Origin of the sequence: Candidatus Enterococcus wittei (assembly GCF_002140175.1) — a bacterium.
Lineage (GTDB): Bacteria > Bacillota > Bacilli > Lactobacillales > Enterococcaceae > Enterococcus_B > Enterococcus_B wittei.
This window is the reverse complement of sequence record NZ_NGMO01000002.1, coordinates 772,857-798,029: the sequence shown is the minus strand read 5'-3', so window position 1 is coordinate 798,029 and position 25,173 is coordinate 772,857. Positions and strand designations below refer to the sequence as shown.

The following is a 25,173-nucleotide window of genomic DNA, read 5'->3' as shown; positions in this document are numbered from 1 at the left end:
GTTATGAAAACATAACATCCGATTTAGTTAATATGTTAATATGTATTTATAAAAAAATTGCCCTTCAGGAGGTATTGAGCATGACAGAACATGCTGCTCTAATTCGAAAATTAAGAAAAGATCGTGGCTTAACACAAGAACAATTAACTGATGGAATCTCTCAAAGAGGTACATTGGCTGCATTTGAAACCAGAGGTACAAAAATTGGCTTTGAACTACTAGTAAGTTATCTTGATCGCATGAACATTTCACTTGAAGAATATCAGTTTCTTTTAAATAGCAACTCTCTTTCAAATAAACAGAAACTAACTAATTACTTAATTACTTCAAAAACGATTACTCCAGCTCAAGAACAAGAATTGTTGAATGAATACGAAAAAACGGGGAATATCTATTACCGCTTGATTTATGCTCAGCGAAAATTAATCGCGAGTTATTTATACAGCGCTTCCTTTACTGCATCAATGACTGAAGAAATCAACGTCATCAAAAAATATCTTGAAAAGATAGATACTTGGGGACATTTCGAACTGACTATTTTTTCAAATTGCTTGTTTATTTTTGAAGATGAGTATATCATTCACTCTTTTCAAAACAGCATTACAAAAATGAAAGCGTATATAGATACCACTTATTATTCTGAAATCTTATCCAATTTCATCTTAAACGGACTACGTCTTTCCTTTGATCGTGAGTCGATAATTCTACGAAAATTATTTTTAGCAACCTTGAAAAAACTCTCTACCGCCCATAAGCAATCTTTAGACTTGGCATACTATAAAGTTTTTACTGCGTTAGACAGATTGGCTGATGGGCAAAAAGTAGCTTGTAAAGATATCGAAGAAGGAATGGCTTTCTTTGGTTGGTTAGAAATGACCAATACGAGAGATTATCTGAATGAGTTAAAAGAAAAACTAATGGTCTCACTGTCAGAACAGGTTGATGCTCGTTCAAAAACAAAGGGAAGCAAAATATTAGTGTCCTAGTAATCTGTTTTCCTGATTACTATTTATCCTAACTAACCAACGAAGCTGGGACAGAAGCATTTATATGTATTTAGAGCGTGGCACAAAAGTAAATAACGCTTTTGTCCCACGCTTGTCTTTTCACGCTAACCTCATAAAGATATTTCATAAAAATAGCGAAAATCATTCTTTGCTTTTTTGCTAATACTCAGAAACATTTATGGCATAATATATTGCTTATTCTTAGTGAAAATACATTTAGCTCAACACTTATCTAACTCCTAAAGATCAACTGATATCTTTCATCTATTTAGTTATAACACTAGAAAAGAAACTTAGATTCTAGTTACAAATTTTTAGATTTGTTGCAATAGTGTACAAATTGTTTTTTTGAGCAAAAACTTCGTTATACTTCATTTTTGTAGAAGAGAAATCTTTTATAATAAAGTATTTATCGGAGGAATGAACATGAAAAAACAGACATTAGTAGGGTTAGGAATGATCTTGGCAACAACTGGCTTAACTGCATTATCATCTGTGGATGTTTCAGCTCATGGTTATGTTTCAGAACCAATCAGTCGTGGCTATCAAGGTAACTTGGATAAAGCGGGTAACTGGAATGCTGCCTTTCAAAAATATGGAAAAGTAATCGATGAGCCACAATCATTAGAAGCCCCTAAAGGTTTTCCTGCCGCTGGACCTGCAGATGGGAAAATTGCTTCTGCAAATGGCGCAGTTGGTGATTTTCTTTTAGATCAACAAACGTCAGCACTCTGGACAAAACAAAATTTAACTACAGGCGCAAATACGTTCACATGGACCTTTACAGCAAATCATGTAACAACTAAATGGCATTACTACATCACAAAAAATGGCTGGGATCAAAACAAACCACTAACACGTGATGAACTAGAACCAATTGGTGAAATACAAGGGAATGGTGCTTTCGCTAGTACTAATCCGACACACACAGTCAATATTCCAAATGATCATTTTGGTTACCACGTTATTTTAGCTGTTTGGGATATTGACGATACCGCTTATGCTTTCTACAATGTGATTGATGCGAATATTCAAAGTAAAACACCTTTAACAGATATCCAAAATACTTTAAAAAAATAATTATAAATCGTTGATAAAACAGCAAAAAAAAGAGTCTCGGAAAAGATTTTTCTGAGTCTCTTTTTTTGTAAAGCCAATAAAGATCGAGGTGTTTCTTAAGAATTTCTAAAAAGCGACATTTATGAAAAGGCTTGTTCTCTTTCCATTCTAAATTTCATAGGCTACAATATGAAGGGACCTACTTAAAATAGCGAACGTTTTCTTAATATGTTATTGATATTGTTTAAGCGATTCGTACTATTTATTTAACATCTACTTCATCATTTAATTTTTTTTACCATTATTAGCAGGATGATAGGGTCTAAATTTTTTATAGGAGGAATGAATATCGATGATTCAGTTATTACGCTACGCAAAAGATTACCGTAAACAAATCATTCTAGGACCCGTCTTCAAATTTTTAGAAGCTGTCTTTGAACTGATTTTGCCTTTATTAATGGCTTCCTTGATAGACAACGGTCTAAAAATGAACAATCGTGGAGTCATCATAGAAATGGGACTGTGGATGATTGCTATCTCCATAATTGGTTTGATCTGTGCCATTATCTGCCAATATTATGCCTCTATCGCTTCGCAAGGTTTTGGAACAGAACTGAGAAATCAACTCATCAAGAAAATCAATGCTTTTTCTCACAGTGAATTGAATCATTTCGGAACAGATACTTTGATTACCCGTATGACTAATGATATCAATCAGCTGCAACTCGCATTGGCAATGGTCATTCGTCTATTGATACGGGCACCTTTTTTAAGTATTGGTTCAGTAGTGATGGCCTTTGTGATCGATTGGCAGATCGGCTTATTTTTCTTAGCACTTTTACCTATTTTTTCTATCATTTTATTTTTCATCATCAAAAAAACGATCCCTCTTTATCAAAAGGTACAAGAAAAACTTGATCGCCTCAATGAAACCGTCAGCCAAAATCTAAGTGGCGTACGCGTTATCCGTGCATTCTCACGGACAAATAAAGAGATCCAGACCTTCGATGAGGATACTGATACCTTAGCAAAAAATTATTTGCGAGTCTCTAACATTTCTGCCTTATTATCTCCAGCCACAACACTGATTATGAATGTTGGGATCATTTGTCTTTTGACTGTTGGTGGAGTGAAAGTCAATATTGGGCATCTCCAACAAGGACAAGTGTTGGCCTTGATCAACTATATGAATCAAATGTTGTTGGCGTTGATCGTTGTTTCAAACCTAGTAGTCATTTTTACTCGCGCCGAAGCATCAGGTAAGCGAGTCAAGGAAGTGTTAGATACTGAAACAACGATCCATGATGCAGCCACTACACATGAACCTATGGCAGATGCTGACTCGATCGTTCAATTTGATCATGTCGATTTTCGTTATACTGCAGATTCTGGGCTTTCCTTACAAGACATCACCTTCCACCTAAAGAAAAATACTGTTTTAGGGATCATCGGTCCAACAGGAAGTGGGAAAACAACCTTGACTCAATTGATTCCTCGATTCTACGATGTCAGTTCCGGCTCAGTATCTTTTGAAGCATTAGATGTTCGTGATTGGAAGTTAGATTCCTTACGAAACCAGATCGCACAAGTTCCACAAACAGCGGTCTTATTTACCGGTACTATTAGAGAAAATCTACAATGGGGCCAAGCGGATGCTACAGATGCCGAATGCTGGGAAGCGTTGAGAATCGCACAAGCAGAAGAATTTGTTCGTCAGTTACCTAAAGGACTAGATACTAAAGTCATGGAAAACGGGAAAAATTTCTCAGGTGGGCAAAAACAACGTTTGACGATTGCTCGAGCATTGATTGCTAAACCTGCCCTACTGATTCTAGATGATTCCTTGAGTGCGTTAGATTATCAAACAGATTTAAACTTACGTAAAGCACTACAGACATCTTTAGATACGACGGTTATCATTATCTCACAACGAGTTCGTTCGATCCAAGAAGCACAGAACATCCTTGTGATGAATCAAGGTCGAATCGTCGCTCAAGGTACACACGATGCTTTACTTCAACAATCCGCTGAATATCGTGAAATCGTCGCATCACAGGAGGAGGAATAACTATGAGAACAAAAAAACTATCCTGGAAGATGTTGAAACGCTTCATTCCTTATTTAACTGCTTATCCTAAAGAAATCCTATTGGCCATCTTATTAGGGATCATCAATGGTGGTGCCACCGTCGTGATGACCTTGCAAATTGGTCAAAGTATTGACCAAATGATTGGAGTTGGGCAAGTAAACTTTACACGGTTGTTCCAACTACTATTACTTTTTGGTACGATCGTGCTAGTAAACGTCGTTAGTCAATGGCTGATCCAAGTATTGAGTAATCGTTTAGCTTATCTTTCTGTGGCAAAATTACGAAAAGATGCCTTTGCGCACTTAAATTTATTGCCACTAAGATATTATGATCAAAATGCCCACGGCAATATCGTCAGCCGCTTTACAAATGATATGGATAACATTTCGATCGCTATCTCTGCTGCGTTTAATCAATTATTTTCTGGTGTGGCAATTATCGTTCTTTCTCTTATCTTTATGCTGAATCTAAGCCCACTACTCACCTTAGTAGTCATTTTCTCTACTCCTATCATTTTTTTAGTTAGTTGGTTAGTAGCAAAAGCTTCTCAGAATGATTTTGACAATCAGCAAAGAATCATCGGAAATATTTCTGGGTTTGTCACTGAACGAATAGGCAATCAAAAAATTATCAAAGCTTTCCAACAAGAAGAAATGAATCAACAACAATTCAGTGCTTTGAATGCTGACCTATATGAAAAGGGCCAGCGAGCACAATTTTCTTCTTCTCTAACCAATCCTTCTTCCAGATTCGTTGACCATTTATCGTATCTTTCGATTGGTTTAGTAGGAGGATTACTTGCTTTAAGAAGTGATTCTGCTATTACAGTAGGTATCATTTCAAGTTTCACGATCTATTCTACTCAGTTTTCTAAACCATTCATTGAACTATCAGGGATCACAACACAAATCCAAACTGCCTTTTCTGGATTAGAACGTGCCTTTGAGTTGATTGATCAACAAGAAGAAACACCAGATGATCCTTATGCTTATCAATTAGATCCGAAAAAAATCAAAGGTGAAGTGGCCTTTAAACATGTTTCATTTTCTTACGAACCTAAGCAACGTTTGATTGAAAATTTTAGTTTTGTGGCTAAGCCTGGTCAAACGATCGCTATCGTTGGTAAAACAGGCGCAGGGAAATCGACTTTAGTCAACTTACTCATGCGTTTTTACGACCCAACTTCTGGTTCGATCACGATCGATGACTATGATATCCGACAAATCACTCGAGATAGTCTCCGGAAGAGTTTTGGAATGGTCTTGCAAGATACGTGGCTCTTTGACAGTAGTCTAAGAGATAATCTCCGCTACGGTAAACCGACTGCTAGTGACGAAGAAATCAATGAGGCACTTAAATCTTCTTATATGTATGAATTCGTCCAACGTTTACCAGAAAAATTAGACACAAGGATTGGTGGTCAGGGCCTGAAAATTTCAGATGGTCAAAGACAGTTACTGACAATTGCACGGACGATGATCAGCAATCCCCCTATGTTGATTCTAGATGAAGCAACTAGCTCAGTGGACACATTGACAGAAAAGAAAATTCAACAAGCATTTCTCGCAATGATGAAAGGAAAAACAAGTTTCGTTATTGCTCACCGCTTGTCGACCATTAAAAATGCCGATCAAATCCTAGTTATGGAACAAGGTGCAATTGTTGAGATGGGTACACACGATGAACTGTTGAAAATCGAAAATGGATACTACCATCAACTGTATAAAGCACAATTCACAAAAAGTTAAACTCTCAATGAATAAAAAAGCAAGCAGTCCTCTGGGATGGGAAGACTGCTTGCTTTTTATTTTGTATGGATAGTTAAACTTTTTAAAATTCTTTTATATGGAATCGTTCGACCAACCACATAAATCGTTGCCGATTGAATGGGTAGCCAAACAACTGCTTTTATCAAACGTGGTAGCCAAAATGCTAAATTGAGCAATGGCACCTGATACATTAGAGCTAACCATAATGGTGTCAATATCAAACTGATAATTACTGTTACGCTCAATGTCGCCAAAATCGAGTTTTTCCATGTGACTTCTTTTCGATAGAAAAAGAAACCATAGATTGCTCCTTCTATAAACGCATTCAAAGTGAATCCAATAAAAAAGAGCGATTTCGGGAATAAGGCCATCCCTACAATATCAGCTAAGACCGAGCCGATCCCTGTCCAAAATGGACCGAATAAGATCCCCATGATCACTTGCGGAACAAATGTCATGCTGACTTTGAGAAATGGTGTCTCAAATGCGACTAATCGGGACAAAGTGACCATCAGTGCGATCAGTAGCCCCATAATAGCAATCATACGTGCATCCAAGCGATTTTTTTTCATTTCTAGCATCTCCTTTAAGAGCTGCTACATCATATATGCAGCGAATGCGGAAATAAAACCGCGAACCAATTGTTCTTCGTCCTAGAGGCAACATCCCATCCTCAAGGCACTTAACGCTTTATTTCCTACTCTGTTTAATTTTGGGAAAACTCCCAGACAAACTATAGCACAAGTAAAGAGAAACTGTAAATAAAAAAACTTACAATGTGATAAAATTAAACAATTAAGTTCGTTCTAACACGTACATTCGCTCATATATACTACTTACTAACACTAAAAAACGAATATTGCTATAGAAATAATCCTATTCAATGAAATAGTTTTTCTTTAATACTCTATACCAAATGGTTTTTTAGTTCCTTCTTCATGAATGAGAGCACGAAAATCCATAAACCCTGCTTCTAATCCTCTCAGCAATACTTCAGCTGTCCCGATATTTGTCGCTAAAGGGATGGCATAAACATCCGATAAACGTATCAAGGCCGTTACATCGGGTTCATGAGGTTGTGCCGCTAATGGATCACGAAGAAAAATCACCAAATCTAATTGATCTTCTGAAATCATTGCACCGATTTGTTGGTCACCTCCTAAAGGCCCAGAATTAAAACGATGGACTTTCAGGCCAGTAGCCTCGGCAATACGTTGTCCCGTTGTCCCTGTAGCAAAAAGCTCATGTTGTTTCAGAATCGTTTTGTAGGCAGTAGTGAGTTTGATCATCAGGTCTTTTTTACGGTCGTGTGCAATTAAAGCAATCTTCATTAAACATCTCTCCTTTTATCAAGTGTAACAAATTTTTATCTTTTTTTACATTTATCAATAGGTAGATTAGACAACATGACAAAACTTTAGAAGAATTCTTGTACACAATGACATTGATTTTGGATAGCGCTTTCAAATATACTAGATTTATCAAATAAATGACAAGAAAGCGTGGTTTGACTCATGGTAGAAATGGCTCTAAAAAATGTGTATAAAAAATATGACAATGCAGAAAATTATTCTGTGACAGATTTCAATTTAGCAATCAAAGATCGTGAATTTATTGTTTTCGTAGGACCTTCAGGTTGTGGAAAATCTACAACGCTTCGAATGATTGCTGGACTTGAAGATATTTCCGAAGGTGAATTAGTCATCGGCGAAAAAATAATGAACGATGTGGCACCAAAAGATAGAGACATCGCAATGGTTTTCCAAAACTACGCCCTTTATCCACATATGACTGTTTTTGACAATATGGCATTTGGTTTGAAATTACGTAAATATGACAAAGAAGAAATCAAAAAACGTGTGGAAAACGCAGCTGAGATTTTAGGACTAACAGAATACTTGAAACGCAAACCTGCAGCACTCTCTGGAGGTCAACGACAACGGGTGGCGCTTGGTCGAGCGATCGTCCGCGATGCCAAAGTGTTCTTGATGGACGAACCATTGTCAAACTTAGATGCCAAGCTACGTGTAGCGATGCGTGCAGAAATCGCTAAGTTACATCAACGATTGGAAACAACAACGATTTACGTAACCCATGATCAAACTGAAGCAATGACGATGGCGGATCGCATCGTTATCATGAAGGATGGCTTCATTCAACAAATCGGGTCACCAAAAGAAGTATACGATACACCAGTCAATATGTTCGTTGCTGGTTTTATTGGTTCCCCTGCCATGAACTTTTTCAATGTCACATTAAATCAAGGTGTGATTTCAGATGGGCATGGACTAAGATTAAGAATACCAGAAGGTAAAAATAAAGTTTTAGTTGAAAAAGGTTATGAAGGAAAAGATGTGATTTTCGGCATCCGTCCTGAAGATATCCATAGTGAACAAGTAGTCTTGGAAGCTTCCCCCGAAGCAGTGGTCAATTCAGAAGTAGTCGTTTCAGAATTATTAGGTGCTGAATCCATGCTTTATACCAAAACTGGAACAACTGAATTCATTTCAAAAGTAGATGCACGAGATTTCCATAAACCTGGTGAAAGGATCGATCTTGCGTTTAACATCAATAAAGGGCATTTCTTCGATAAAGAAACCGAAGAAGTCATCACGATCCCTTAGAATTTAAGAAGAGTTGCGATAGCAGTCAATCCCAAAAATATGGATTGATTCCATCGCAACTTTTTTATTTGATTCTATCAGATCAAATGGTCTTTTTAACTGTTCCTTGAATGATTTCTTTCTTTTGCGCTCGTTTTGCTGCTGTAAATACTGGGATATCAAAGTATTTACTCAAAGTACCGACAATAAAATAGGCGATATTATAATCTACTAAGCTATGGATCAATCCACCGACTCCCATCAAAATAAAGACAGTATAGAAATAGCCTTCAGCGTAATACGTCTCAGGCATATTCCCAATAAAGAAAAAGATACTCACGACAATCATTTCTACCACTGTATGAATGATTCCAATCAAAAAGTTAAATCCTTGAAAACGCCAATTGAATAAAGTGAATTTTCCATCTTTAAGGACAATTCCTGGCCTTTTTTGTAAATACCATGCACCAATAAGAGCAAAAACTAAATGCGAGAATGCACGAAGCGCAATGATGACTGGAGTTGTTAAGAAAAAGCCAAAAGTTGTTCCTAATGCCACTGCTACAGCGACTCCCGGTGAAAAAAACATGGCAATAAATAAAGGAACATGAGAAGCTAAAGTAAAAGAGGCCGGTGGAATGACTATTTTAGGCATAATCATCGGAATAATGACCCCCATACCGATCAGTAAAGCAGAAATAGTCATCTTTCTTACAGAGTTTGTTTTCATTTTTTCTCTCCTAACGTGTCTTGACACTTTTATACTGTCTCAGTTTACGCTTACGACAAGTATGTGTCAAGACATATCAGATTGATCAATCAAACTACAGCAAACTTATTTCTTATTCTTTGGTTTCATATGAACAGAATGATGAAAGTAATTATTAATAATTCACAGTGAAACTAAAAAAGGACAAGAGTTTCCCCCTTATCCTTCTAGAAATCCTTCTAGAAATCATTCACGGTATTCTGCTGTACTGCAACCTTTTTTATACTCGATTTTTCTCCATTGCATTGCTTAAAGCTGCAAATTCTGCTAATGAAAGGGTTTCTCCACGTCGTTTGGGATCGATTTGTGCTTCAGTTAAGCTTTGCAATAACCATTCTTTGGTTGCTTCTTCTTTTCCATAAGCATGTTGAAGATTATTCCACAAAGTTTTTCTTCGTTGTTGAAAAGCCGCTTTTGTTAAACGGAAGAATGCTTTTTCATCCATGACTTCAACAGCTGGTGTCGTTCTTCTGGTTAACTTCAAAATGGCTGAATCTACATTTGGTTGTGGTACAAATACTGTTTTCGGTACAATAAAAGCCAAGGATGCTTCCATGTAATATTGGACAGCAATCGATAATGATCCGTATGCTTTTGTTCCTGGTTTTGCTGAAATACGATCAGCCACTTCTTTTTGCATCATCACTACCATTTCATCGACTACTACATCCGATTCAAGAAAATGCATCATGATCGGAGTGGTGATGTAATAAGGAAGGTTTGCTACCACTTTAAGGGGGAGCTGCTCCTTGAAATACCTATTCATTGCTTCTGAAAGATTTGTTTTCAGGATATCTTGATGGACTACAGTGACATTTGGATAAGGAGACAACGTATCTGCTAAGACCGGAATTAAACGATCATCAATTTCAAATGCCACAACTTCTTTTGCGTGGCGTGCAATTTGTTCCGTTAACGCTCCTATACCTGGGCCAACCTCAATGACATTTGTCTGTTCATTGATTTCCCCTGTTTCAATGATTTTTCTTAGAATATTCGGTTCAGTCAAAAAGTTTTGTCCCAAACTTTTTTTTAATGAGAAACCATGTTTCAATAAAATTTCTTTTGTTCTAGAAGGTGTCGCAATATCACGATATTCACTCATCTTGTTCCTCCACTTTTTTCATTGCTTGTTTAAATTCTTCAAGGGTAATGCGAAACATCTTCAAGCGTTTTTCTAATTGTTTCCCATTCGTATAACCGATACGCAGTTCGTCCCCTAATTTTTCACGTTTTTCTTTGGCTTGTGCTCCAGCAATTAAACCATGTGATACGAGCATTTGTCTAGTAATTTCTGTTGTTTCCTCTTCTTCAGTGACAGGTGTGACAACTTTTCTTAAAGCTTCCAAAATCGCCTCATCACTTGCATGTTCTACGCCAAGACTCCCCTTTTTCTTAGGAGTAGCTTGTTTTCTTGGCAAAAAAGCATGCTTGGCTTGGGGTACTACTTCCATGATGATTTTCCTGATTTTTTCTCCAGAAAAATCTGGATCAGTGAATACAATGACCCCTCTTGTTTCTTGCGCGTGCTCGATTTGTAGCAAAACATCCTCATTGATTGCCGAACCAATCGTCTCAATCGTATCCACATCAAGCACTTCTTGTAACCGCCTTGTGTCGTCTTTGCCCTCAACGACTACGATTTCTTGGATCTTTAATTTAGTCATCTTCTGCTAGACCAAACAAGCGGTGCGCATTTTTCCATGTTTGTTCAGCCACTTCTTCCATTGGAATATTTCGTAATTCAGCAATCTTTTCTACAGTATAGCGTGTATAACCAGGCTCATTACGTTTCCCACGATAAGGAACTGGGGCTAAATATGGGGCATCTGTTTCTACTAACATTCGGTCCATTGGTACATGAATCACTGCTTCTTGAACATCTAGCGCTTTTTTAAAGGTTACAACACCGCTAAAAGAAATATGCATCCCTAAGTCTAGGAAACGTTCTGCCCACTCATAATCCCCACTGAAGCTATGCATGATCCCACCAATATCTCGAACATCTTCTTCTTTTAAAACCTTAAAAGTATCTTCCAAAGCTTCTCTTGTGTGGATACTGATCGGTAAGTGCATCTCTTTAGCGATTGCAATTTGTCTTCTAAATACTTTATCTTGGACTTCTTTTGGATCTTCCATCCAATAGTAATCTAGTCCAATCTCTCCTAAAGCGACAACTTTAGGCATTGTTAGTTGTTCTTGTAATTTATTTTCAATTTCTTTCGTATAACTCCCTGCTTCGGTCGGGTGCCAGCCAATGATACTATAGATATTAGGATAATCGTGACTAAGCTGTAAAGACTTTTCAATCGTTGGTGTATCGAATCCTACTACCGCCATCTTTGTAACACCTAGTGCTTCTGCACGTTTGATCGTTTCAGGGATATCTTCATTAAATTGCTCTGCGTTTAAATGAGTATGAGAATCAAAGATCATCTTTATCGCTCCTTTTCATCATTACTTTAGCATATAAGCAGGCGTTACAGAAGTATCAATGACTAAAATCAGACAAAATTCAACAAAAAAACAGATAGTGGAAGTTTACTTTTTCCACTATCTGACGGTGCTTATTTCAGCCAATACAACTATTTCACTGCTCTCTGTTTATAGTAATAAACTGGAACCCCGATCAATGTAACTACGATTCCAACCATTGCTAAGGTTGTTTGGGTGATCAAAGTCATCCCTAAAATAAAGATGGCTCCAATGATTGCAATGATCGGAATGACAGGATAAAGGGGAACTCTATACGGACGAGGCATATCTGGTTCTTTCTTTCTTAAAATGAATACGCCGATAAAGATCAGTAAACTGAATAACCACATGACAAAAATCAACATATCAGTTAGAAAATCAAAAGATCCTAGACTCATCATGATACATGCGATCACTAATTGGAACAAAGCTGGTACGTAAGGTACAGTGAATTTTTTTGAAAGCTTCGTCAACTGTTTACTAAAAGGTAATTCATTTTCCAGTGCCATAGCGTAAGGGATTCGGATACCTGTCAGCGTATAGCCATTCAAAGCTCCATAAACAGAGATCAAGATCCCTATCGTTACTAGTTTGCCACCAAATTCCCCAAAAATCACACTAGAAGCATCAGAAGCTGCATTTAAATTCCCAGCAATGTGATCAATGGGAAGTGTTTTTAAAAAGACGAAGTTGATCAATAGATAAACCATTGTCACAAAACTTAGTCCTAAAATGATCGCTTTTGGTAAGTCTTTTTCTGGACGCTTCATTTCTCCTGCCATTGCTCCCACACCTAACCAACCATCATAGGCGAATAATGTAGCCAATAGCGCACTACTTAATCCTTCCATCCAAGAGACATCTTTCCCTGCTTCAATGGGAAACAGTTGCACAGCGCCTTGTCCAGGTGTTAATAACCCCCAGATAACAATCACAGCAATCGGAATCAGTTTGACGATTAACGTGATTGATTGGACCGTTGCTCCAACCTTTGTTCCTAAAAGATTCAAACCCGTGATTGAAAATGCTGTGATAATCGCAACTAGTAATAAATAATCAGTAGATAATTGCAATAAATTGATAAATTGTGTCGCAAAGATGATGGACAAGGCAGCAATATTGGCAGGAAAATAAATCAAGCTTTGCGCCCACCCTAATAAAAAGCTCGGCAATTTCCCATATGCTGCTTCAATATATTTAACAGCTCCTCCGGTTTCTGGAATCGCTGTTGCTAATTCCGCCACAGTCAAGCCGGCACAAATCGTCAAAAAACCTCCGACCAACCATGCAAATAAAGTCAAGCTAGTCGATTGTGTACTGGCAACTACAGCTGCTGTTTTGAAAAAAACACCCGCACCGATGACTGTTCCCATGACTGTTGATAATGCCCCAAATAAATTGATTTCACGTTTTAATTTACCCATCATCCTCTTCCTCATTTCTTTTACCTTTTTATTTTTTTCAGTATAACTGAGAAAGCTTCCTTTTACCATTGTTTTCAGAAATTTTTATTGAAAACATCCCTCTAAAGACGGATGTTTTATTGGCATTATTTCAGTTACTATAAGTTTATCTCGAACAATAAGGAGGAATCACATGGATTTTCACTCAGTTGATCCTAAAATCGCTGCATTTCTAAAAAAGAGAATGGCTCATTTCGTTCCTCAAAAAGAATCACAACAATCACGTTGGCATTGGTTATTATTAGTCTTGTTTGGTTGGATGACGATTGCAACTTTTTCCCAACAACTTCTATTATTAGTTGGTTTCCTTCTAATTGTAACTTTGATCAAAGGACCAGGAATGATGGTATGGGGGATCATCTATTCTTTTCTAGTTAGTCTATTCCCACCAATAGGCTTAGTGTTATCACTCATTTTGTTACTTTTGAATATGCAGACTTTGGTAAAGAATTGGCGCGTCTCTATCGTAGGTGGATTTTTTTATGGATACCCCATTTCAATAATGCTTTTACGCCATTTCACCCATTGGGATAACAACTGGTTCTTTTCAATCAGTTTATTGTTTGGCCTGCTTATTTTCCATTACTTATTGATGAATATTTACACTCGTTATGGAAACAGTCGGATGATTTTCTGGTATATTCTCTGTATTCCATTTTCAATCGTGGCTGCCTTATTACCTACTAAAATGAAACAACGAATCAAACTAAAAAAAGTAGGGCGATCATAAAATGATCGCTCTACTTTTTTGTTGATTTTTTATCCTACTTCTGCACCGTTAGGCATTGATTTAGGCGCTTCGATTACTTGAAGTGAACCATCTGGTGCTTCTGCCGAAAGGATCATTCCTTGACTGATCTGACCACGCATTTTACGTGGTTTCAAATTAGCGACGATCACTAATTTTTTACCGATCAATTCACTCGGATCTGGATAGAACTCTGCGATTCCTGATAAGATCTGACGGTCTTGATTATCTCCAGCATCTAGACGGAATTGCAATAATTTATCTGCACCCTCGACTTTTTGACAATTGATGACTTCAGCCACTTTTAGCTCAACTTTTTCAAAAACATCAAATTTGATTTGTTTTTCTTTTGTTGAGATAAGTTCTGTTTCTTCTGGGTCCCATTTAACAGAATCTTCATTTGTTTGTGTGCCTTCAGACATTTTTTCTTGGATATAACTGATTTCTTCTTCCATATCTAATCGCGGGAAGATTGGAGTACCTTTTGACACAACTTTTGTTCCTGATGGGAATTCGCCAAAATGGATTCCTTCTAAATTCATTTCTTCAGGATCTAATCCTAATTGATTGAAAATTTTACCTGGTGTTTCTGTCATGATTGGTTGTAAGAGAATTGCTGTGATTCGTAAAGATTCAGCTAAATGGATCATGACACTATCCAACTCATTTTTCTTCTCTTCGTCTTTTGCTAATACCCAAGGTTCTGTTTCATCGATATATTTGTTTGCTCGAGAAATCAGAATCCAAATTTCTGCTAAAGCAGTATTGAACTCCATTTTTTCCATGGCATCATGATATCGCCCAACTACATTTGCCGCAGTGGTTGATAATTCACTATCGAAAGGTGTAACTAATGAAGCATAATCTGGCACGATACCATCGCAATATTTATTGATCATCGCAATCGTGCGATTCAATAAATTTCCTAGGTCATTAGCTAAGTCATAATTTACACGAGCAATAAAATCTTCTGGTGTGAAGACACCATCCGAACCAAATGGAACAGCCCGCAATAGATAATAACGCAAAGCATCTAAACCATAGCGTTCCACTAACATTTCTGGATAAACGACATTTCCTTTTGACTTAGACATTTTACCGTCTTTCATCAACAACCAGCCATGTCCAAAGACTTTCTTCGGTAATGGGATATCTAACGCCATCAACATGATTGGCCAATAGATCGTATGGAAACGTACGATTTCTTTTCCGACCATATGCACATCTGCTGGCCAGTATTTTTGGAATAGTTGATCATCATCAGAACCATAACCCAAAGCAGTGATATAGTTAGACAATGCATCGATCCACACATACACCACATGTTTAGGATCATTTTTAACATTGATTCCCCAGTTAAAGGTCGTTCTTGATACTGCCAAATCTTCAAGTCCGGGTTTGATAAAGTTATTGATCATTTCATTTTTACGAGATTCAGGTTGAATGAACTCTGGGTGTTCTTCATAATAAGCCAATAAACGATCAGCATATTTACTCATGCGGAAGAAATAAGATTCTTCTTTGACCAACTCTACTTCATGTCCACTTGGTGCTTTACCACCGATGACTTTACCATCTTCATCTTTATATACTTCTGCTAATTGTGTTTCTGTGAAAAATTCTTCATCAGAAACAGAATACCAACCTTCATACTCACCTAAGTAAATGTCGCCTTGTTCAAGCAGACGATCAAAAATTTGTTGAACTGCTGCTTTATGATAATCATCGGTTGTACGAATAAATTTGTCATAGCTGATATCTAAAGTTTTCCATAGTTTTTTGACATCTGCTGCCATTTTATCCACATACTCTTGAGGTTCAACGCCTAATTCTGCTGCTTTTTTTTCGATTTTTTGTCCGTGTTCATCCACCCCAGTTAGATAAAACACATCAAAGCCCATCAAACGTTTATAACGTGCGACAGCATCACATGCAATCGTTGTATAAGAATTGCCGATGTGCAGCTTGCCACTTGGATAATAGATTGGCGTAGTGATATAAAAAGTTTCCTTTTCTGCCACGGGGTACTTCCTCCTTTATCGCATGGTGCGAATTCGTTTCCTTGCTAGTATACCATAAAATGAATACCCTGTTAGCTTTTTTTACTATCAGTAGCCATGTTCTAACAGACTTCTTTCATTGGACCGCTTCTTTAATAACGACCGTTGAACATCTGTTTTGGTCCTTCTCAATGTCAACTCAAGTTATTTATAACTGTCAGCATTCCTACATTTTTTCTTTTGAAAAACATGCTATAATGAACACTATCTATTCTAAAAAAGAGGGATTAAATAAACATGTCAAAAAAACATAAACTATTCATGATCAGTATTGCTATCCTTTCTGTTATCCATCTACTGTTTAGTTATTACTACCTTCATCTGTATGGACACTTCAATTTACAGGGGAATTTAAACAGTTTCTTACTGATTTCATTTATTTTACGTCTCTTGCTCGATTTATATATTGTGACTTGTGGCTTTTTAGCCATTCGGGAAGATAAACAAAAAGTCTTACCTTTTTACTTACTGTTTTTTCTATTTAATTTAGTTTTACCTTTTTTATTTCACATTTGATCGTATTTAGCCTAAGAGAATCTTTGGTTTTCTCTTCGATTCTGCTACAATAAAGTAAAAAGTACTCTACTATTTTCAGGAGGTGATAACGTGTCTGGATTTCATTCTAAAAAAGAAGAAAAAACGTATTATGAACAAGAAGCAAATGAAACAGATTTTCTTGATTGGTACCAAAAACAAGAGCGTCCTGAATATGAAAAACCGTCATTGACTGTGGATATCGTATTATTATGTTATAACAAGGAAGAAGATCAATTAAAAGTCTTACTGATCCAACGTAAGAGTCATCCTTATCGTAATTCATGGGCTTTACCAGGAGGGTTCGTTCAAAAAAATGAATCTACTGGGGAAAGTGTTTTACGGGAAACACAAGAAGAAACCGGTGTGGTCATTTCCAAAGATAACATCGAACAACTGCATACTTTTAGCACTCCTGATCGAGATCCACGAGGATGGGTCGTAACGGTTAGTTACTTAGCTTTTATTGGTGAAGAACCATTGATTGCAGGAGATGATGCGAAAGAAGTCAAATGGTTTTCCCTTGAACGTAGTGGGCATACCCTTCATTTATCAAATGGTGAGGTAGCTATTTCACTCGATTTAAATACGAGTCATTCTTCTGGGAAAGACACCTTGGCTTTTGACCATAGTGAGATCATTGTCAAAGCTTTCAATCGGGTTGTCAATAAGATGGAACATGAACCACAAGTCTTACAAGTATTAGGGAAAGATTTTACGATCACGGAAGCAAGGAAAGTATTTGCAAAATTTTTAGGAATCGACTTCAAGATGATCGATCATTCTAATTTTAAAAAAGCAATGTTACAATATTTTGAGGAAGTCGGTGAACGTCCAGTTGGTATCGGTCGTCCCTCAAAGATCTATCGTTTAAAATCGGTCCATTCTGAATAAAGAGAACAAAAAAAGATGAGCTTGGAGCAAATATCTCCATCTCATCTTTTTGGTTTGTCATAATTAGTGAGCTTGTCTTAGCAAAGAAAATTCCTAGAAACAAAAACAGCAATTGTTTTTTATTAACAAGGCGAACCCTGGCGCTCCTACCAGTTCTTTTACTTAAAAACCACTTCCACACCAATTTTTTCCAAATGGTGACTTTTTTTATTTGTTACTTGTTGCTTTTGCTCGTTCATATCGATCAAAAGCAAGTTTTTATTATACCATTGCGCTTTGTATCGTATTTTTGTAATTAATTTATCCCATAACTGCGTGGAAAAATCAGACTCCTCACAACTTTTTGGTCTTGATTCAATAAATAGATAATCGAAATTACGTACCAAAGCACCAGAGATTTGTTCTAAATAATCTTCTCTTTGATATTTTTGTTTCAAATAGAGATCTTTGATTTTTCTTTTTTGTTTTTGATAATTCTTAGCTTTTTCAACATGGATCTTTCTTTTCTGAGCAGCTTTCCCTTTCACAGCTAACTTCCTTTTAGCCTGGAAAATTTTTTGGTTGATCCGATTAAATTTTGGTACAACAAGGTCGATTGGTGTGGATGTCTCAATCAAAGCGTGCGGGTCATAGGCCACGCCAATCCATCTATTCGAAGCAACTAGTGGTTTTGGAGAAACGTCACAAAGCAAAGACACGTAAAATACTTCATTATAGCGAGAAGAAATCGTGGCCGAACGAATCGTTCCTTCTAAAGGTCGGTGAACATGGATCCGGATTTTTTCTTTTAATTTGGGCAGTTTCAAGTACTTATCTTCCAAATAGATGGTTCCTTTTTGATTATTTGTTGTATAAGACTGCCAAATACTCTTTTTGTTTTTAAGCTTAGGTAAGCTAGTACGTCCTTTAAAATAATTACGAAATGCACGATCTAAGTTTAATTGTGCATTTGCTAAAGCCAAACTATCAGTTTCTTTTAAAAATGGAAACTGCTTCTTTAAAACGGCGGGTGTCAACGTATAATCGATTTCCTTCGTTTCGGCATAATGTGCTTGTCTTGCTTTTAAAAGATGATTATAGGTGAAACGAACACAGCCAAATGTTTGAATCAACCACTGCTTCTGAGCAGGAGTCGGATAAATTCGGAATTTGAAGGCTTTCAACATCCGCCTCTCCTCCTAATTAGCTACAAGCATCGCTTCTTTTTGTCGTTTTAATTTTGCTGCATAGTAAGGTACTTCTTGCTCAGTAGCATAGATAAAATGTTCAGGAGCAATTTCTCTCAAAGTCCGCTCCTGTCCATCTGCAGGTTCTGGTTGATACTTGATACGACGACGTTGGCGTTCATGATCGGGGTCAGGTAACGGAATAGCGGAAAGTAGACTTTCTGTATATGGATGGACACCATGATTGTAAATTTCGTCACTAGTTCCCATCTCAAGCAATAAACCGTTATGCATTACTCCAATCCGGTCACTGATATGTTTGACCATGGATAAATCATGTGCGATAAACAAATACGTCAATCCTTGTTCTTTTTGGAGATCTTGTAAAAGATTGACTACTTGTGCTTGGATCGAGACATCTAAGGCAGAAATCGGTTCGTCGCAAATGATGAATTTTGGCTTGACCGCCAAAGCTCGGGCAATCCCGATCCTCTGACGTTGCCCACCTGAGAATTCATGAGGATAACGTGTCCCATGACTAGGATTCAATCCTACTGTTTTTAGCAGCTCATTGACTTTTTCCGTACGTTCTTCTGGCGTTTTTGCTAATCCATTCACATCGATTCCTTCTGCGATGATATCTCGTACTTTCATCCGTGGGTTCAAAGAGGCATAGGGATCTTGAAAGATCATTTGGACTTCCCGACGAAACTTGGTCATTGCTTCTTTTCCTTTAACTTTCGTCACGTCTTTTCCATCAAACAAGATCTCCCCGCCTGTCGGTTCATTCAAACGAATGATCGTACGTCCAGTAGTGGATTTCCCACTACCTGATTCACCAACTAAACCAAAAGTCTCTCCTTCATAAATATGGAAACTAATATCATTGACTGCATGCACTTCATTTTTCTTACCGATATTGAAGTACTGTTTTAGTCCTTTAACTTCGAGCAACTTTTTTTTCATCTGTTATTCCCCCTTGGCCGCGTGCTTGTTGTTTTTCTTTAAAAATAGCCCAACGACGTTGGATCTCTTCTGGTGGTGTTACTTTTGGTGCTTGAGGGGCTAAAAGCCAAGTGGCTGCTTGATGTGTTTTCGAAAGCTCAAAAAACGGTGGCGTTTGTTCCGCATCGATTTTTAAAGCAAACTCATTTCTCGGATAAAAAGCATCTCCCTTAGGTGGATTCAATAAATCTGGTGGTGACCCAGGAATGGCATAAAGGCGTTCATTACCACTGTCCAATGTAGGCATTGAACCAAGCAAGCCCCAAGTATATGGATGCTGTGGGTTGTAAAAGATTTCTTCTGCTGTCCCTACTTCAATGATTTTGCCACCGTACATTACTGCTACTCGATCCGCCACATTTGCTACTACGCCAAGGTCATGCGTGATAAAGATAATCGATGTGTCGATTTTCGTTTGGATCTCTTTTAATAATTCTAAAATCTGTGCTTGGATCGTTACATCTAAAGCAGTTGTAGGTTCATCAGCAATCAGGATCTTTGGATAACAAATCAAAGCAATCGCAATCACGATCCGCTGTCTTTGTCCACCTGAAAATTGATGGGGATAGCTTTTGATCCGCTTTTCAGCTTCTGGGATTCCTACAAGCTTCAACAGTTCTAATGCTGCTTTTTCTCCCTCTTTTTTCGTCACTTTATTGTGCTTACGCAGTGATTCTGCTACTTGCTTTCCAATTGGCATCGTCGGATCTAAAGAAGTCATCGGATCTTGAAAAATCATTGCAATCTCTTTTCCACGGATCTTTTGCATTTCCTTTTCTGATTTTCCTACGATGTTTTCACCATTAAATAAAATTTCTCCTGAATCGATTGAAGCATTGCTTGACAATAACCGCATGATACTTCTAGTAGTAACTGATTTCCCACTACCGGATTCGCCAACGATCGCTAATGTCTCACCTTTGTTCAAATGAAAATCAACGCCTCGAATCGCCTGTACTTTGCCAGCATACGTATCAAAGGAGATTTCTAAGTTCTTTACTTCAAGAATTTTCGTCATCTTACTCACTCTTTCATTTTAGGGTCAAAGGCATCACGTAAACCATCTGCTAATAAGTTGAAGCCGATCATGATAACCGATAATGTTGCTGCCGGTATCCATAGTAGATACGGCAAGTATAAGAATGTTTTGTATCCGTCACTTAGCATCGTTCCTAATGAAGCAGAAGGCGGTGTCAAACCAAGTCCGATAAAGCTTAAGAATGCTTCAAAGAAAATAGCCGTAGGAATACTGAACATCATTTGTATGATGATCACACTCGAAATATTTGGTAAGATATGTTTAAAGGCGATTTTTAATTTTGATTCACCTAGCGTCATTCCCGCTAGTACATATTCTTGATCTTTCAATTTCAATGTCTGTGCTCGAACGATCCGCGCCATCGGAATCCAGTTCGTGATTGCCATAGCTGCCACAATCGAGAAGATCCCTGGTTCAAATACAACTAACATCAAGATCATTACTACTAAATTGGGAATCCCTGATAAAATTTCTAAGAAACGTTGCATCACATTATCCACACGTCCACCTAGTAAGCCAGAGATCAGCCCATAAGCTACCCCGATGGTCACATCAAGCAATGCAGCGATGAACGCAATCAATAAAGAGATACGCGTTCCCATGAATAGACGACTCAAGACATCTCTTCCTAATCCATCTGTTCCTAAAAAGAAGTTGACATTGGCTGGAACATTGGCTTGTGCATATTTATCAACTAATTCTCCACCGACCATGGCTTTTCCATTCAATCCATCGATATTGATTCCTGGGATACGTGGCGGTAAATTGATATAATCAATATTTTGTGCAGTAGGGTTATGTGGTGAAACAAAGATCGTCACAATTGAGATCAAGATAATCATTGATAACAAGATCATTGAAATAACTGCCGCTTTGTTTTTCTTCAATCGGCGCCAAGAATCTTGGATAAAATTCAATGAAGGAGCTTCAATTTTCTCACGTTCTGCTTCAGTATTTTTCTGTAATGGTAAGAACTCATCTGCAGGTATCTCTGCAATTGTTTCATAACGTTTTGGTATCCATTCCATCTAGCTTCGACTCCCTTCAGAAACTCGGATTCTTGGGTCAACTAATCCATATAATAAGTCAACAATCAGAATCACAAAAATCAACATAAATGAATACAAGATCGTGACTGCCATGATCGTCGGGTAATCATTTGTCGTGATCGATTTAACGAATTGTTCCCCGATTCCTGGAATAGCAAAGATGTTCTCAACAACTAACGATCCGGTCATCAAAGCAACGGCTAAAGGTCCCAATAATGTCAGCAACGGGATCAAACTATTACGAAGACCATGTTTAAAGGCAATCTCCCAACGACTTAACCCTTTCGCTCTGGCTAATTCAACATAGTCACTATGCAATACTTCTACCATTTCTGTCCGAATAAAACGAGCGGAATCTGCCAATGGTGACATGGCTAATGCAATCGTCGGTAAGATCGTATACACAAATCCATCCCACTTTGCAATTGGCAAAAGATGCAATTTCATTGCAAAAATGTATTGCAATAACACGGCAAAAACGAAGTTAGGAATGGAGCGTCCTAAGATAGCGACAAGAGTAGATGAAGTATCGACCCATGTATTTTGCTTCATCGCAGAAATTGTCCCTAAAATCGTACCGAAAATGGTACCAAAGAGAATCGCTTGTATTCCGAGTTGTAATGAAGGCCCAATCCTTCCAGCTAATAAATTCGCTACAGGCTGATTTTTAAATTGGAATGAGATCCCAAAATCGCCTTGGACCAAATTAGAAAGGTAAATACCGTATTGTACGATTACTGGCTTGTCTAGACCTACTTGTTTATTCAACATTTCAATTGTTTCTGGACTTAATCTTTCCTGATTTGTATAAGGTGTTCCTGGTAATAATTGCATTAAAAAGAAGGTAATCGTTGCAATCAACCACAGCGTGATGATCATAAAAAAGACACGTTGTAATACATATTTTATATAACTATTCACTAATGTTTCCCCCTAGCTTTTGACTTCTGGTCAATGTTTCGCTACATTATTTAATGAACCATAGATAAAGGAGTTTAATGATGAAAAAAAAATATCGTCCTTATTTGTTTGCTGGTGCGTTGATCTTATTTGTTTTTCTTAAAAATGCAGTGACCAATCAGCTAACAACCGTCCAGTTATCCAATGATTTATTTTTATGTGCGTTGCCGTTTTTGATTATCGGCGGTTTTTTATGGGTTTTTTCCTCAGGTTTCTTTGATCACTTTCATCGATCGGTCCATCTGGCTCGAACAAGAAACCGCAAGAAAAAACTAGAATTTACTTCACTATCGTCTGCCAGCTACGGTATGTATAGCTTTTGGCTGATCATCGCTGGAATTTTACTTATTGTTTCACTTATATTTACGCTTTTATCATTGTTATAAGTAATTCATTTGAACTAGCGTTCTTTAGAAAAGGGAGAGGTCTGAGATGTTAACTATATCTCAGACTCTCTTTTTTCATTTTTTTCAGGACTTATTCTTCAATATAAGTCCATTTATAATCCCATGACGCACCTGCAGCATGGTGAACGATTCCTTTTACTTTTTCATTTACTAAGTGACCTTCAGCTTTTTGATAAACGGGTACGACACCCATGTCATCTGCGATGATTTTATTCGCTTCTTGCAAGTCTTTCCAACGTGCATTTTCATCACCAGCATCTTTTGAAGCAGAGGCTTCAACTACTTTGTCATAGTCAGCATTGCTCCATTGTCCACGGTTATAAGAATTACCTGTGACAAATAGATCAGTGAAGCTACTTGGATCCGCATAATCTGCGCCCCATCCACCTAGGACTGTATCAAAATCACCAGAAGATGAACGATCTAAACGAACAGAAAATGGTACAGGTGTTGGTTTTACTTTGACACCATCAAGATTTTCTTGGATTGAGTTTTGGATATATTCAATGACTTTTTTCGTTGAATCATCATCAGAGGCCATCAAGCTAAATTCAAGAGAGTCAATCCCTAATTCACTTTTTGCTTTGTCCCAATATTCTTTTGCTTTGTCTTTATCGTAAGAAACTAATTCGCCAGCTTCTGCTGCAAAATCTTCATTTGTTTCAGGATTTTTCGTCATATCTGCTGGGATCAATCCAGTGGAAGCAACCGAACCATCTCCCATGACTTGTTTCACTAGAGCATCACGGTTGATTGAATAAGAAATAGCTTTTCTCAAGTTAGCATTTTTAAATGGAGATTTATCATCTCTTTGATTAAATTCAATGTAGCTTGTACGTGCTTCTTTTACAGAAGTATAAGCTGGATCATTGGCATTTTGTTGCGCTAATTCACCGGATAAAATCACATCATCTGCTTGGCCATCTTTAAATAGATTTAAAGCAGTTGAAGATTCTTTTACAACGCTTACTTTGATTTCTGATAATTTAACCGCATCTTTATCCCAATACTGATCGTTTTTCTTATAGGTCCATTCTGTATCAGTTCCTGGTCCATCAAAATCTGCTAATGTAAATGGGCCATTGTAAACAGCTTTATCACTTTTAGAAGCATAAGCATCTCCATTTTTTTCTACAACCGCTTGATTTTGTGGGAAGAATGATGGAAAGGCAAGTAAGTATTGGAAGTAAGGTGTTTGTTTTGTTAAAGTAATCTCCAACTCATGATCTCCAACTGCCTTGATTCCTAATTCAGATTTATCTTTCTTGCCAGCAGTGATGTCTTCTGCATTTGCTACTGGTGCAAATAGATAAGCATATTCAGAAGCTGTTGCCGGATCAACTGTTCGTTGCCAACCATAAACATAATCAGCAGCAGTTACAGGATCCCCATTAGACCACTTTGCATCCTCACGCAATTTGATTTTATAGGTCAAACCATCTTCACTGACTTCAGCTAGCTCCGTAGCGCCTGCCGGTTGTGGTTTGCTGTCTTCATCTAAGCGATAAATCCCTTCATACACATTATTCAAAGCAGTAAAGCTGATTGTGTCTGTCGCTACAGATAAATCTGCTGTTGGCATTTCTTGAGGTACTACTAAATTAAAAACGCCTCCCCCATCAGCTTTGCCACTACTTGCTGAGCCACTATCTTTTGTATCTGCACTGCCACCATAACAACCAGCAAGTACAAGACCGCATACGGCTATAACACCAAACGTTAATTTCTTTTTCATCTTCCGTACCCCTTTTTCGCAATTTTCAGAATAATTAATATTTTCTGAAGTTGTTTAAGAGTTTAATGAATAATTATTAAAATTGCAACACTTTTTTTTACTTTTTCTTAAAAATAAACATTCTATTATGAAGGATTTATTATTTTTTTCTGAAAAAAGGTATATTTAATAAGGTTTTTCCATAGCTTAATTTCTTTTTAAAATAATGTACAAAAAGTAGACAAAAAAATTAAAACACAGGTTAATGTTCGTGTTTTAGGCATAAAATTCAGTAATTCCTCTTCAATCAACCTATCTACAACTTTAATTATTTTCTTACCTAAGTAACAACTGTTCCATAAA

At 37.3% G+C, this 25,173-nt stretch carries 23 protein-coding genes and 1 riboswitch; of the genes, 9 read left to right on the top strand and 14 right to left on the bottom strand.

Annotation, left to right across the window (positions count from 1 at the left end):
* Positions 1-80 precede the first annotated feature (80 nt).
* The 4 genes from A5844_RS07780 (at position 81) to A5844_RS07765 (ending at position 5,903) form a co-directional block, all read left to right on the top strand.
* A complete protein-coding gene (locus A5844_RS07780; RefSeq protein WP_086284632.1) occupies positions 81-986 on the top strand; it encodes a helix-turn-helix domain-containing protein in 906 nt (301 codons plus the stop codon).
* A gap of 447 nt (positions 987-1,433) precedes the next feature.
* Entirely contained in the window at positions 1,434-2,087 is a 654-nt protein-coding gene (locus A5844_RS07775; RefSeq protein WP_086284631.1) for a lytic polysaccharide monooxygenase, read from the top strand.
* A 331-nt stretch (positions 2,088-2,418) separates the two neighbouring features.
* On the top strand, positions 2,419-4,134 hold the full coding sequence (locus A5844_RS07770; protein WP_086284630.1) for an ABC transporter ATP-binding protein: 1,716 nt from the start codon (positions 2,419-2,421) through the stop codon (positions 4,132-4,134).
* A gap of 2 nt (positions 4,135-4,136) precedes the next feature.
* Positions 4,137-5,903 carry an ABC transporter ATP-binding protein gene (locus A5844_RS07765; protein ID WP_086284629.1) on the top strand — a complete coding sequence of 589 codons (1,767 nt, stop codon included), beginning with the start codon at positions 4,137-4,139 and terminating at the stop codon, positions 5,901-5,903.
* A gap of 56 nt (positions 5,904-5,959) precedes the next feature.
* Here the strand turns inward: A5844_RS07765 and A5844_RS07760 are convergent, their stop codons facing one another.
* Positions 5,960-6,496: a folate family ECF transporter S component gene (locus A5844_RS07760; RefSeq protein WP_086284628.1), complete on the bottom strand. Its 537-nt coding sequence runs from the start codon at positions 6,494-6,496 to the stop codon at positions 5,960-5,962.
* A gap of 36 nt (positions 6,497-6,532) precedes the next feature.
* A riboswitch (THF riboswitch) is annotated at positions 6,533-6,631 on the bottom strand.
* Between the two features lie 192 nt (positions 6,632-6,823).
* Positions 6,824-7,255 carry a methylglyoxal synthase gene (gene mgsA, locus A5844_RS07755; RefSeq protein WP_086284627.1) on the bottom strand — a complete coding sequence of 144 codons (432 nt, stop codon included), beginning with the start codon at positions 7,253-7,255 and terminating at the stop codon, positions 6,824-6,826.
* 183 nt (positions 7,256-7,438) lie between these two features.
* Here mgsA and A5844_RS07750 point away from each other — a divergent pair, with 183 nt between their 5' ends.
* Entirely contained in the window at positions 7,439-8,548 is a 1,110-nt protein-coding gene (locus tag A5844_RS07750; protein ID WP_086284626.1) for an ABC transporter ATP-binding protein, read from the top strand.
* An 82-nt stretch (positions 8,549-8,630) separates the two neighbouring features.
* Here A5844_RS07750 and A5844_RS07745 read toward each other — a convergent pair whose 3' ends face one another.
* From A5844_RS07745 to A5844_RS07725, 5 genes are all read right to left on the bottom strand, one after another.
* Entirely contained in the window at positions 8,631-9,257 is a 627-nt protein-coding gene (locus A5844_RS07745) for a hypothetical protein (RefSeq protein ID WP_086284625.1), read from the bottom strand.
* Between the two features lie 259 nt (positions 9,258-9,516).
* Positions 9,517-10,401, bottom strand: a complete 885-nt coding sequence (gene rsmA / locus A5844_RS07740; protein ID WP_086284624.1) for a 16S rRNA (adenine(1518)-N(6)/adenine(1519)-N(6))-dimethyltransferase RsmA — start codon at positions 10,399-10,401, stop codon at positions 9,517-9,519.
* Positions 10,394-10,963, bottom strand: coding sequence for a ribonuclease M5 (rnmV, locus tag A5844_RS07735; protein WP_086284623.1), 570 nt, complete (start codon positions 10,961-10,963; stop codon positions 10,394-10,396). The genes rsmA and rnmV overlap by 8 nt, the downstream gene beginning before the upstream one ends.
* The gene (locus A5844_RS07730) at positions 10,956-11,732 is read right to left on the bottom strand and encodes a TatD family hydrolase (protein ID WP_086284622.1); all 777 of its coding nucleotides are present in this window, start codon (positions 11,730-11,732) and stop codon (positions 10,956-10,958) included. The genes rnmV and A5844_RS07730 overlap by 8 nt, the downstream gene beginning before the upstream one ends.
* A gap of 149 nt (positions 11,733-11,881) precedes the next feature.
* Positions 11,882-13,198 (bottom strand): APC family permease, encoded by a 1,317-nt coding sequence (locus A5844_RS07725; protein WP_086284621.1) that lies wholly within the window; start codon positions 13,196-13,198, stop codon positions 11,882-11,884.
* 169 nt (positions 13,199-13,367) lie between these two features.
* Here A5844_RS07725 and A5844_RS07720 point away from each other — a divergent pair, with 169 nt between their 5' ends.
* Positions 13,368-13,964, top strand: a complete 597-nt coding sequence (locus A5844_RS07720) for a hypothetical protein (RefSeq protein ID WP_086284620.1) — start codon at positions 13,368-13,370, stop codon at positions 13,962-13,964.
* A gap of 29 nt (positions 13,965-13,993) precedes the next feature.
* On the opposite strand, the gene metG is transcribed toward A5844_RS07720, so the two are convergent.
* Positions 13,994-16,003 (bottom strand): methionine--tRNA ligase, encoded by a 2,010-nt coding sequence (gene metG / locus A5844_RS07715; RefSeq protein WP_086284619.1) that lies wholly within the window; start codon positions 16,001-16,003, stop codon positions 13,994-13,996.
* A gap of 276 nt (positions 16,004-16,279) precedes the next feature.
* On the opposite strand from metG, the gene A5844_RS07710 reads away from it, so the two are divergent.
* Together A5844_RS07710 and A5844_RS07705 are read left to right on the top strand one after the other, a co-directional pair.
* Positions 16,280-16,558 carry a hypothetical protein gene (locus A5844_RS07710; RefSeq protein ID WP_086284618.1) on the top strand — a complete coding sequence of 93 codons (279 nt, stop codon included), beginning with the start codon at positions 16,280-16,282 and terminating at the stop codon, positions 16,556-16,558.
* A gap of 90 nt (positions 16,559-16,648) precedes the next feature.
* On the top strand, positions 16,649-17,470 hold the full coding sequence (locus A5844_RS07705) for an NUDIX domain-containing protein (RefSeq protein WP_086284617.1): 822 nt from the start codon (positions 16,649-16,651) through the stop codon (positions 17,468-17,470).
* A gap of 158 nt (positions 17,471-17,628) precedes the next feature.
* On the opposite strand, the gene A5844_RS07700 is transcribed toward A5844_RS07705, so the two are convergent.
* The 5 genes from A5844_RS07700 to opp3b are packed head-to-tail and all read right to left on the bottom strand — an operon-like array spanning position 17,629 to position 22,650.
* Complete coding sequence (locus A5844_RS07700) at positions 17,629-18,636, bottom strand: RNA-guided endonuclease TnpB family protein (RefSeq protein WP_086284616.1); 1,008 nt, start codon at positions 18,634-18,636, stop codon at positions 17,629-17,631.
* Between the two features lie 12 nt (positions 18,637-18,648).
* Entirely contained in the window at positions 18,649-19,602 is a 954-nt protein-coding gene (locus A5844_RS07695) for an ABC transporter ATP-binding protein (protein WP_086284615.1), read from the bottom strand.
* Positions 19,577-20,659, bottom strand: coding sequence for an ABC transporter ATP-binding protein (locus A5844_RS07690; RefSeq protein WP_086284614.1), 1,083 nt, complete (start codon positions 20,657-20,659; stop codon positions 19,577-19,579). Before A5844_RS07690 ends, A5844_RS07695 begins: the two co-directional genes overlap by 26 nt.
* Before the next feature lie 5 nt (positions 20,660-20,664).
* Positions 20,665-21,708: an ABC transporter permease gene (locus tag A5844_RS07685; RefSeq protein ID WP_086284613.1), complete on the bottom strand. Its 1,044-nt coding sequence runs from the start codon at positions 21,706-21,708 to the stop codon at positions 20,665-20,667.
* Entirely contained in the window at positions 21,709-22,650 is a 942-nt protein-coding gene (gene opp3b / locus A5844_RS07680) for an oligopeptide ABC transporter permease (protein WP_086284612.1), read from the bottom strand.
* Between the two features lie 80 nt (positions 22,651-22,730).
* Between opp3b and A5844_RS07675 the strand changes: the two genes are divergently transcribed.
* Positions 22,731-23,075, top strand: a complete 345-nt coding sequence (locus A5844_RS07675) for a DUF3899 domain-containing protein (protein ID WP_086284611.1) — start codon at positions 22,731-22,733, stop codon at positions 23,073-23,075.
* A 91-nt stretch (positions 23,076-23,166) separates the two neighbouring features.
* On the opposite strand, the gene A5844_RS07670 is transcribed toward A5844_RS07675, so the two are convergent.
* Positions 23,167-24,831 (bottom strand): peptide ABC transporter substrate-binding protein, encoded by a 1,665-nt coding sequence (locus A5844_RS07670; protein WP_086284610.1) that lies wholly within the window; start codon positions 24,829-24,831, stop codon positions 23,167-23,169.
* Positions 24,832-25,173 lie beyond the last annotated feature (342 nt).